The 10,758-nt window shown below is 60.1% G+C and carries 7 protein-coding genes and 1 pseudogene; 3 read left to right on the forward strand and 5 right to left on the reverse strand.

Going from position 1 to position 10,758, the window contains the following annotated elements; translation table 11 throughout:
* Positions 1–247: 247 nt before the first annotated feature.
* Positions 248–2,641 carry an AAA family ATPase gene (locus tag ACODSO_RS28690; protein ID WP_489040018.1) on the reverse strand — a complete coding sequence of 798 codons (2,394 nt, stop codon included), beginning with the start codon at positions 2,639–2,641 and terminating at the stop codon, positions 248–250.
* 352 nt (positions 2,642–2,993) lie between these two features.
* On the opposite strand from ACODSO_RS28690, the gene ACODSO_RS28695 reads away from it, so the two are divergent.
* Positions 2,994–4,070 carry a type IV toxin-antitoxin system AbiEi family antitoxin gene (locus ACODSO_RS28695; RefSeq protein WP_489040019.1) on the forward strand — a complete coding sequence of 359 codons (1,077 nt, stop codon included), beginning with the start codon at positions 2,994–2,996 and terminating at the stop codon, positions 4,068–4,070.
* The gene (locus tag ACODSO_RS28700; RefSeq protein WP_489040020.1) at positions 4,048–4,881 is read left to right on the forward strand and encodes a hypothetical protein; all 834 of its coding nucleotides are present in this window, start codon (positions 4,048–4,050) and stop codon (positions 4,879–4,881) included. The genes ACODSO_RS28695 and ACODSO_RS28700 overlap by 23 nt, the downstream gene beginning before the upstream one ends.
* A gap of 150 nt (positions 4,882–5,031) precedes the next feature.
* Here the strand turns inward: ACODSO_RS28700 and ACODSO_RS28705 are convergent, their stop codons facing one another.
* The 4 genes and pseudogenes from ACODSO_RS28705 to ACODSO_RS28720 all read right to left on the reverse strand — a co-directional run bounded on the left by ACODSO_RS28705 (position 5,032) and on the right by ACODSO_RS28720 (position 9,704).
* On the reverse strand, positions 5,032–5,868 hold the full coding sequence (locus ACODSO_RS28705; RefSeq protein WP_489040023.1) for a 3'-5' exonuclease: 837 nt from the start codon (positions 5,866–5,868) through the stop codon (positions 5,032–5,034).
* 96 nt (positions 5,869–5,964) lie between these two features.
* A pseudogene (locus ACODSO_RS28710) lies at positions 5,965–6,705 on the reverse strand (UvrD-helicase domain-containing protein); the annotation flags it as partial.
* Positions 6,702–8,321 (reverse strand): ATP-dependent nuclease, encoded by a 1,620-nt coding sequence (locus ACODSO_RS28715; RefSeq protein ID WP_489040021.1) that lies wholly within the window; start codon positions 8,319–8,321, stop codon positions 6,702–6,704. The gene ACODSO_RS28715 and the pseudogene ACODSO_RS28710, both read right to left, overlap by 4 nt.
* Before the next feature lie 210 nt (positions 8,322–8,531).
* On the reverse strand, positions 8,532–9,704 hold the full coding sequence (locus ACODSO_RS28720; protein ID WP_489040022.1) for a site-specific integrase: 1,173 nt from the start codon (positions 9,702–9,704) through the stop codon (positions 8,532–8,534).
* An 856-nt stretch (positions 9,705–10,560) separates the two neighbouring features.
* Here ACODSO_RS28720 and ACODSO_RS28725 point away from each other — a divergent pair.
* A complete protein-coding gene (locus tag ACODSO_RS28725) occupies positions 10,561–10,692 on the forward strand; it encodes a hypothetical protein (RefSeq protein WP_274611674.1) in 132 nt (43 codons plus the stop codon).
* Positions 10,693–10,758: the final 66 nt, after the last annotated feature.

The following is a 10,758-nucleotide window of genomic DNA, read 5'->3' on the forward strand; positions in this document are numbered from 1 at the left end:
ACACGGATGAGCACTTTCAGAGATCAGATCTGGGCACTTTCACTGAGCGCCGTCATCAGGGTGCTGTAAGCGACCACAAGAAAACCACACGCAGGAGCACACCCGCCCGGTACCTCAACGACAGTTACCGCACTGTCAAGACACGTTGACGCGTCGTTGGCTTTGCTGACTGGCTGCGGTGAATAAGCATTCGTCGGACAAGTCCGTCTGCAGTGCCGCCTGGACTACTCTTCCGTCACGAGGCTCTCTAGATGACAGATACACCTCGGGCCGTCGGCCGTGAAGGCTCAACCGGCCAGCGGGCCTGGACCGCCTGCACTCCGCCATAGGGGAGCGCTTCGAGTCGCTCTTTGAAGTCGTCGTAGTTGCCGACAACCGCGCCGGGTTCCGAGGATAGGTCGAAGTCCCTGCGGATCAGACGTATGTCTTTGCGGACTCGCTCGGTCTCGTCGGTGACTTCTGTCAGCTGGTGCTCGATGTCTTCCAAGAGACCCTCTACATCGCGGCGCAGGGCTGACGTTCGGTGATCTCGCAGGAACGCGTCCTTGTGACGGGTTAGCGTCCTGCGGACGCGCTCACGACCATTCACGCGGACTGCCTGGCGTTGCGCCCTATTAATGCGAGCGAACAACTGCTCGAAATTCGCTGTGGTGAGCGCCTGCAGGTCTTGGTCTGCTTCGTGTTCTAAACAGTGGAGGACAGCCCGCGCGAACCCGACCTTGTCGAGCCGCAATTTGGTTCCTGCCTTTTTGCATGCGACTTCAGCTGCTTTGAAGACTTTTTGGCCTGCCGCAACGGGCACGGTCGTGACGGCCGCGGCAACTTCGGCGGCCTCTTCGGGTGACAGGACCTCGGCGGCATAGTGTCGTATCGCCATGACGACTAGGTCGACCGGGATGAGGTCCTCGATCTCGCGGATCGAGTCGGATGCCACCGACACATCGTTGATATCGAGGTCGCTGGACTGGATCACAAACTCATCGTCTACGTATTTCTTGTCGCGATAGCCCTTCCTCAGTTCTTGGCGGATGCCATCAGCCTCGTCGTCGCCGTCCAGTAGGACCACTACAGCCGGGGTGTCGACGTCGCGGCCCCGGGCGAGGTAGACCATGTATGGGATGTGCTCAGCCGATCCAGATGGAACTAGGGACAGGCTGTTCAAGTTCAGCGTGGCTCCAGTGCTCTCGGCGCGACGGGCAAGTGAACTGATGCCAGCGAGTAGCACCTGGTCGGCCTGACCTTCGAGCATTAGGTTGCAGTTGCTGATGAAGGTCGTTTCGGCAACGAAGGCGCCAAAGGCTGAACGGAGAGGCTCGTAGTGATTGCGGCCCGCGTTTGCGACCAGGCGGGTGCCTTCTTCGCCATCCCCTTTCTCAAGGACGCGGATCCGTTCGCTGTGGTTCTTGTCGATGAGAAACGGCGAGTGCGTCACGTACACAACCTGAATCGGCTTCACCGACTTGTTCGTTGGTTCGGCAAATGATGCGAAGATCCGCAACAGGTCCTGCTGGCCGAGCATCGATAGGTACGCGTCCGGCTCGTCCATCAGCAGGATCTCCTGCGCCCCAGTCGGGGCATGCGAGAGGTACTGAACGAAGTAGGATAGGAAATAGCTCATCCCGCCACTGCGCTCGCTGAACGCGTACTCGCTGCCGGTGCGGTCTCGGACCGTGAAGACTAGGTCGAAGTCGCGCAGGGTTAACGTCAGGGAGAACTCGGAGTCCTGGGACCACCACTTCGGGAAGTTCAGCGCTTTTGCCAGGTCCTCGTTCATCTTTTTGACGATGCCGTTGGCGTAGCCGTCGTGGTTCTTCACGGCGGTCTTCAGTTGGTCGAACGCGTCTTTGCCGATGCCTGCGACCTGAACGAGCAGTTTCTCGGCCAGTTCGAGGCGCTTCATTAGATGCTTGTCGTCGACCTCGTCGACAGTATTGAATGCGGTGTAGTCCTCGATGAGTTGCGGTGTCGCCTTATCGATCGTCTCCTTGCTGCCAAACCAATCGGGATTCGTGATCATGTTCTCGATCCAGCGCAGCATATTTTTGCGTGGCCTTGCCTTCTTCGCCTTGTCTGTCGCGGTTAGGTAGGCCAGCGGGACGCTGTCGGGCAGTGGCGTGTTCGCGTCAATCAGGAAGAAGGTCGGTAGGCCCAAAGATCTGATGTCGGCGGCTTTGACCTTTACCTCAGTCCAGTCGGTCCCGTTCTTCGCGTACACGACGGGACCGGTGTTCATGCGAAAAAAATGGAACGTTTCGACCAAGACAGACTCACCTAGGCTCGCGATCGACCGGACCGCGGCGACCTGCTCCTCGCTGAGGTCGGTGAATTCGCCACCGAACTCTGGCTTCTTCATCTCGCCTCCGACGGTGAAGAACTGTGAGTAACGGCAGAAGTCGCGGCGCTCGATGTCCTCGCCGGTCAGCAGACACTTGATGGCGCCGAGCAGCTGGCTCTTCCCGGACTCGTTCGCGCCGACCACCGTAGTGATCCCTGGCTCCATGGGGACGCGCACGAACGGGTAGAACAACCCAGACTCTGGCAGTCGGTCCCACTCGTCCGGTACGGCCTTCGGATGGCTTTTGCGGAGGTAGTCGTAGTTAAACGACTTGTAGAACCGGACGTAGAGGGTCTTGATCTTCATCGGGAGGCTCCTACGTGGCGTCTTTGGAACGGTGGACGGTGGCTTAGAGCCGGGCCAAGAAAGGTGCAATCGAACGTGTCTTCGTGCTGGCAGAAGCCTACGGTGGACGACCGGCATCTGACCGGAACACCGGCACCGGATGCCGCGACTGCGCTTGTGGCCGTGCCGACACTGGTAGCACTGCCGCCCATGACGTCACGCCTACAACCGTCCGAAGTTCGACGGCAGGCGACCGCAGCTCTCGGACGATTATGGTTGCTTCTTCAAGTATCCCGGATGAGTTTCCGCTGAACTTTCAGTTCTATCAGCTTTTCATTTAGAATGAAAAGCACAATAAGCTGAAAATTTACGATTGGCAGCCGAAGTGAACTCACTAGAACGAAACTGGCTCGAAGAAACCCTGTACAGCCTGTCCGATGTTGGGATCTCGATTAGCAGCCTCAGCTGGGCCGACGCCCCCGACCAGGGGTTTGACGCTATCGTCATGCTGGTCCGAAACGAAAACCTGCAGAGGTATCGAGTCGTCTATGCTCCGTCGTTGACCTACGCGGGACTTTCTAACCTACGACTGTACGACGAACAGACGCCTGTGCTGGCCATCGGTGAGAGGATCACTGAACGGAGCGCAACTTCACTACGCGACCTACGAATCCAGTACGTGGACGGTCTAGGCAACACCTACCTCGAATTCGGCGACGTCTACATCGACATCCGGGGTAGACGAGCTAGCGTTCGAGATAGAGAACAAGGCGTTGCTCTTCGTCCTGCTAGCGAGTCCCAACTTCGAGTTGCGCCGAGGAACCTTTTCAGTCCCCGTCGCTCGCAGGTGATCTTCGCACTCCTGTCGTGGCCACATCTTGCAATGGCAAGAGTTCAAGACGTGGCAACAGTTGCAGGCGTGTCGTTGGGCCAGGCCCATAACGTCCTCGCGCTGCTTGATGATGCGGGATTGATTTACAGAGGTTCTCCCCTACGCCATCACCAGACGCTAGATCTACTCGAGCCATGGGCGGCGGAGTACTCGCGAGGTCTGCGGAGAAAGCTCGTAATCGCCACCTTCCACTCAGACGACCCGACGGGTATCGACGTTCGGCCGCCTCAAGAGGCGTACCTCAGTGGTGAATCCGCAGGTGGCGTCGGGATTTACCGCCCAGCCACCCTGACCGTGTACTTGGACCACTACGACCGCAAAATGGCGTTCGACAACAGATGGCGAAACGACCCTGAAAGATCGCCTAATGTCACTGTTCTGCAACAGTTTTGGCGAGATCCGGAGAATGGTCAAAAGGATAACCACCGAGGAGCTGGAGGGCCTTCCAACGCGCCTTGGCCGCTCGTTTACGCTGACTTGCTCGCAGCCAACGACCCGAGGCTGGCCCAAGTAGCTGCAACATGGAGAGACCAGAATGTTCAACCCGGAAAAGTGTGATCCCCAGCTGCTTGAGATAGTCGACCGCGTCAGTGCACAGCTGCTAGCCCAAACCGATCACTTGCGTCCGGCCGATCTGATGCTTCTCGGTGCCCATAGCCGAAACCTGCTTCACGATTCCTTGGGCCACCAGTTCTTGCTGCGAGCCACGGAAGACCTGGACATTGCGTTCGCGATTGCGGGCTGGGGAACGTACGCGGAAATCGTTGATGGTCTCCCCAAGCTTGGTGACACGGGAATCAGGTATGAAGTGGATGGTGTCCCAACGGACCTTGTTCCGTTCGGCGGCATCGAGGACCCGATTGGGGTGGTACCCGACCCGCCTGCCCGAGACCTCAGTGTTTGGGCTTTCCAGGAGGTGTTCGATGGGGCTCACACACTCCCCCTGCCCTCCGTCGGACCAATCAAGATCCCCGCAGTCCCAGGGTATTGCGCGCTCAAGCTCGCCGCCTGGCTAGATAGAAGCATGCGATACGAATACAAGGATGCTGGCGACATCGCCACTGTGCTTTTCTGGTACACCAATTCCAGTAAGGTCACCGAACGCTTGTACAACGATGGACACGAGGTCCTCGACCAGTTCGAGATGGACGAATCCCTAGGCGCAGCTTTCCTACTCGGAAGAGACATTGCAGAGCATATTGGCGCCAAACGAGTTGGCGAGCTCAGTCTCAGATGGCCTGGACCGCGCGCCGACGAGCTACCGCGGTGGATGAACATCCCAGGTTCGCCGCCGGCATGGACTCCAAACCCCCGCCGACGAAGTTCACTCCTCGATGCCGTGCAACAAGGTTGGTCAACCTATATCTGACCGCAAGGCGAGGCTTGCCGATGTCGACGCGAGCCGATGGAACTCTCGTCATCCGGAACTTTGTCGGGGATTCCGTTGGTCGATGCGCAAGACTTGCCACTTTAAGAGCGGAGGGAAGCGGCTCGCCAGTGCTTTTGTAATCGGCAGCCGCTACGTCTTCGGTGCCGCGGCTGCCAGATCTGCGTCGAGGTGAGCTTCAATATCCGATGCAGTGGAAGAGTGCTGTACCCCGAGCCCGGACCACCACCTGCTCGGCGTGGCTTGGTACGGCCCGTAGGCACCGTCGGTCATTCGTGTCCCTGTGACGACTAGGCCGTGACGAGCCCTGGAGAGCATGACTAGCAGGACGCGCTGCTCCTCTGCTAGCGCGTCTCCCGCACTGTTTCGCCTGCCTGGCAGATGCCCTTCCTCCAAGCCGACTACGAACACCCAATCGAACTGCTGGCCTTTACCAGTGTGCGCGTTGAGCAGGTGGACGCCAGGACCTACCGATTGTTTGGGATCGGACGCTTTGATTGATCTTACGGCGACCTTCGCCGGAGCGGCCTCGCCCTGTTCCAGGGTGTCGAAAGCGTCATCGACCAGCTCACGCGCGTCGACGTCGGCAGGGTCCAGGGACTTGAGCACCGCCAGTCGGGCGTCACCGATGCTTGACCCGTGCGGCAGGGTTGCAACGGTGGACTGGATCAGCGCCACTATTCCGGGGTCATCGATCGCAAGGTCCCAACGACGGACAGGGAATGCTGTCTCCTCGGCGAATGCCGCGTCAATGTTCTTGCGGCGCCATCCCGCCCGGGTAATAATTCCGATGGATGCCTCGGGGGCCCGTTCCATAATCGATCTTGCGACGCGCCGCAGTACTTCCGCCTCTGCCGCGCCGTCCGGGAGCACGAGAGCTGCGGAGTATCCGCCGCCTGGCCACAGCTGCGGTTGCGCGGACACCAGACTGGAACCTGGATTGACCTGCTCGCTCACGGCGTTGACCACATCGAGCACTTTCGGCGAAGACCGATAAGATTCGCGCAACCTAATTGGCTGACCGCATGTTCTTTGAACTTCCGCCTCAACCTCGGCCGGCGCGGCCCCTGCCCACGAGTAGATGCCTTGGAGAGGATCTCCGGCAAAAGTACGTCTTGACGTGCAGCTCAATAGGGCGAGATCTAGTTGTTGCATTGAAAGGTCTTGAAACTCGTCAATCAAAACGGCGTTGAAGTGCGCCTGATAAAGCCGCGCGATTGCGGGAATGCGGAGCAGGCGCTGCGCGTGTCGAAGTAGGTCGTCGTAGTGCAGCTGGTTAGTCTCCTGCCGCGATCTTTCGACTCTCTCCGCAAGTTCGATTGCCTGCGTGGGACCTCGCTGCCGAATGGCCGACAACACCTCGGCGTCCGAGAGCGGTGCCCGTTTGATTTCGCTCAGGACTCGCTCGGCCTCATACATAGCGGACCCGCGACCCGCTGCTTCCATGGCCCGCCGCATGGTACTCGTTTTCGGAAGTACCAATTCGTTCATGTCGAGGCCGATCGTCCTGCCATGTCCGAGGACAACCTGCGTCGCGAACCCGTGCAAATTGTGAACCACGATCTGGCGGCGTGCCTTCGTATGGCCGAGAACTGACCGAAGTCGCTCTTCGAGGTTCGAACGAGCCCGCTTGGTGAAGGTCAGTGCTAACACTCGCTGATTTCGCTCAAGGTGGCCGATCTGGTGAGCGGCACGGTGCGCCAGAACCTCTGTCTTTCCGCAACCCGGCGGGGCAATGATCAGTAAATGGCTTTTGGATGACGTAGCCGCATCGAGCTGTTCTCTACTGAGCGAAAACCCACTCACTGGCTGCTCAGTTCGCGTAGAACACCCACGAGACGCGCCACGCTGCCGATTTTTTCCGCTGTGTCCGGTGTCATGGCTTCAGCGATGCAGGTCGCAGCGTCCACTTTGCCTCTGCTTCTGCAAAATTTCGCTACTGCTGTGACCTCGATTTTCTCGATTGTCTCGACGCCGGTGGACTGCAGTAGTGCTTGGTGGTGACAGAACTTTCCATCGATGAGTGCGTTCGCCGCGGCTGGGCCGCCGAGTGCGGCGGTGTACTCGTCCTCAAGATCGGCTGCCGAGACGAATACCTTTTTATCGATGACGTCGCGGGGCCTGCCGCCGAAAGCGCCCACCCAGGAGCCGCTCTCGGCTTCGTCGACTAGTCCTAGCAGCGTGGGCCCGAAACCGTCGGGTCCGAGGAGTGGAAAAACGTTCTTGAACTTTTCGGCGCCATCCAGTTCGATAACCACCGCACCAAGGCGATCGAAGTCGACGCCCAAATGCTGGGCCACCGATTCAACAATTACTCGATCGGCGGCACCTTCGACGACTACTACGAAGCGAGCCGTCAGCGCCTCCAGGAGCCGCGGCGACCACCAGTGCGCTCTCACCTTGTCAACCTTCGACAGCTTCGTCTTTCCCACCTGGTGGCACTTGCCATCCCGGTCGACTGCGATGACCTCTGCGGGCTCGAAGCGGTGCAGGATGTACGGCGAGTGGGTAACGATGATCTTCTGATTTCCGTCGCCGCTCAGTAGGTCCGCTGCTGTCCGCTGGCTGGTCGGGTGCAGATGGATCTCTGGCTCGTCTATTGCGAGGATGTTGGCCGTTCCCTCGGCGAGGTCAAAAAGCGTCATCGACATGAGCTGGCGGACGCCGTCGGACTGCTCCATCAACGGAACATGGGTGCCGCCTCGGTTGAGGAACATCGTGACATCCTGCAATACGTCACTGGATGGGTCGGTCACCGTCCGAACCGAGAAGTCATCTTTGGCGAGTGCGCGTGGCATCGAACGACTGAGATGGTCAGCTACGCGTCCGAGTAGATCGGCGACGGACTCGTTGCCAGCAATCTTCTCATTGAACTGTTCTAACAGGCCCTTCAAAGCCTCTTCGTTCGTTCCGAGGTCGGCGGCTGCGAGGAGCGTCCGGACTGGGCTGTGGGCACCGTCCATCAGCGACGCCCCACGCGTCGCCTTGAGATAACGCCAACCAAACACCTCGAGCTGTTCGCGGCTTGGCCCCTTCTCATGCCCGCTTTCCGGAAACCACCGCCGAATCGTCACCGTCTGGTCGTCTTCAGGGTCTGGCTCGACGATCATCTGGACCCAGAGGTACTCGCTGACCTGATCGTCAGCGATGCTGATCTCCGAGGGGAAGGGACGACGGTTTTTGTCTGTGAACTCCGACCACCAGGCATTGACCACCAGTGGCTGTTCAACGTCTCGCAGATCGCTTAGCTTGAGGGCCTGGTAGATCGCTGCGGTACCAGTTCCCAGCAGCAGGTTCAACATGCGCAATATCGACGACTTCCCCACATCGTTTGCGCCGACTATGACCGCATGCCTACGCACTTCGAGGTTGAGGTCCTGGATCCGACTGTAATTCGAAATTTCAATTCTGGTCAGGCGCATGGCCGCCCCCTCAGGTTCTGGAGCGAAGGCACTGCTCCCATGTGCACCGTGCGAGATTATTGAACCATCTGGTCTGGTCGAATCGTTACCGGCGTCATTGATAACCCGGCGCCGGTTGCTCGTAAGACTGGAACAATAGTCGCCGTATACGAGACCCCCCTCGCTTCGTACGAGCGCCATCGAGCAACGCAATTCCGCCCACTTGCGCTACTAAAGGCCGATGTCGTTGACGGCGTTGCCCACGAGAGGTGCATGTTCGCGGCGGTAGACCTCGACGGAGTCGAGGCTGGCGTGGCCGGTCTGCCGGGCGATCGCGGAGCCCCCGGCGCCGTTCCGAGTGCCTTGAGTGACGAACCCCGCGCGGAGCGAGTGACCACCAAGCTTTGCTAGCGCGGTGGGGTCGTATCCAGCCTGTTCGGCGCGGCGTCGGATGGTCAGATGGATCGCGGCCCCCGAGAGTGCCGTGCTGCCGAGGTTGCCGTTCTTCGCGACGGCGCGAAGCAGCGGCGCTCGGGCGGCGGTGCGAGGTATTCCCCCGCGGCACACGTGCTCGGTGAACGGTTCCGGCTTCCGCAGTAGTCGGATCACGGACGGGCGTCCGCCGACATCGAATGCTGAGATGACCTGGATCCAGCGGACGTACGCGCAGGGTGGGCAGGTCTCGTGAGAGTCGGTGTATGGCAGAGCTTTCACCGCCCCCCTGCCCTCTTGGTCGGTCTTCGACTTCCTCAGTCGGATGTGGAGGCCGTCGTGCCGGTGCACGGTGACATCGCCGCAGCCGAGCTCGGAGAGTTCGCTGCGGCGGTAGGCGCCGGCGAACCCGAGCAGCAGGATCGCCGAATCACGGCGCTCCAGAACCTCGTCCGCCCACCCCCGGCACCGTTCCCGGGCGGTCTCGACAAGCAATTTGATGTCGTCGACCAATAGTGGATCACGTGGTGTGCGGGGCCGGTCGCCCGCGGCGGCGCACTCTCGGCGGATTCCGGACAGCGTCGCTGTGACGAGTTCGTGCGCCGACGGGGACAGGTGTCCTGTTGTGCAGTGCTGGTAACTGATCGCGGCGATCCAGGTCCCGAAGGTGGCGACGGCGTACGCCCGCTCCCCCGTTTCGGTGCGGGAGTCCGCGGCATCGACGAGATACGCAGCGACGGTGACCGGATGTGCAGGCAACGCCGCGTGTCCTTCCCGCTCGCACCAGCGGGCGAAGCGTCGCCACCCGGCGGCGTAGGTACGGCGGGTCCCGTCGGAGCGGGACGATTCGACCGCTTTGGCGATCCGCTTGGCAACAGCCGGCGGGATTTCGGGCTCCACTGCTGTCGACGCAAGCCCGGCAGAGCCGGGCGATGCGCTTAACGCAGGTGTTTGGCCTGGTCGGAAGTCCATGTCGGCAGCCTAGCGCAGGCCACCGACATGTCCGCGGAGTGAAAGCTGTGCTGAGCTGGCATTTCGGGCGAGACGGTGCGGAAAATGCAATTTACGTTGTCAACATCTATAAAAATATGGGTGACTACACAGGCCGGGGTATGCGGGTAAGAAGCGCGAGGTGGGTTGAGAGGCCGCACGAAAAAGTCAGTCGCCTGACCTGGGCATACCTCACTCGATGTCAGTGGTAGGCCGCAGTAAATGTCAGTGGGTATCGCAGAAGACGCAGCTTGAGCTGCGGAGACAGTGCTTCCATGGAAGATCCGTCTGTTGTGCCGAGCGGCTCGCGGATCTGACTCGCTACCGGGCCCCGACTCGACAGCGCCTCACACAGGAAGCGAGGTCGTCGCAGCCGGCACTCGAAGCTGAACGTGGCGCGCCGCGATCTAGCTGCAGGTTCCTGGTTTTACACAGGTATGATGTGAGAAGCGCTATTCGTGCGCCCAAAAACGGGTCCGGCTTTCAACGAAGCGCTTCTCACCAGTGGCTGGGCCGCAACAACCTCTCAACGATATGCCCGGCTACGTGGACGCTTAGGCCCGCTCGCCCGATAGGCTCGGGCGGTTGAGCGGTACGACGCCTCAAACCGGCCCCGTTTGCCGAACGTGCGATGACTGATCCAGCGTGTCGTCGAGCGAGTAACTGGTGTTGCTGTCACACTGAATACCGGTAGCACGACTGTGCCCAACACCCGATTTCGCGGTTCAGCGAGTCGGGTTTTTTCATGCCTGCATCAAGCCCCAGACTCCTGCCGCGACCATGCGGCGGGACATTCGCCCACCACGGTGGGCATCACCCCGGAAGCGGAGGTGGCGTCATGGACAACTACGTCCTCATCGCTCTTCTGCCGATCGTTCTTCGCGAACTTCGCGAATGGGCACCCTTGCTGTCGGATCCCGTGTGCGCACGGGCTGTCCGGCTGGCAAAAGCCCGACGTCGGCGCAAGTAGCAAAAACGCCCTGTCAATGGCCAAGTTGAAGTCCCCGCTGGTGGCCAGGTGAAAGTCCCCACCCCG

The sequence above is a fragment of the Rhodococcus sp. FG69 genome, assembly GCF_057808915.1.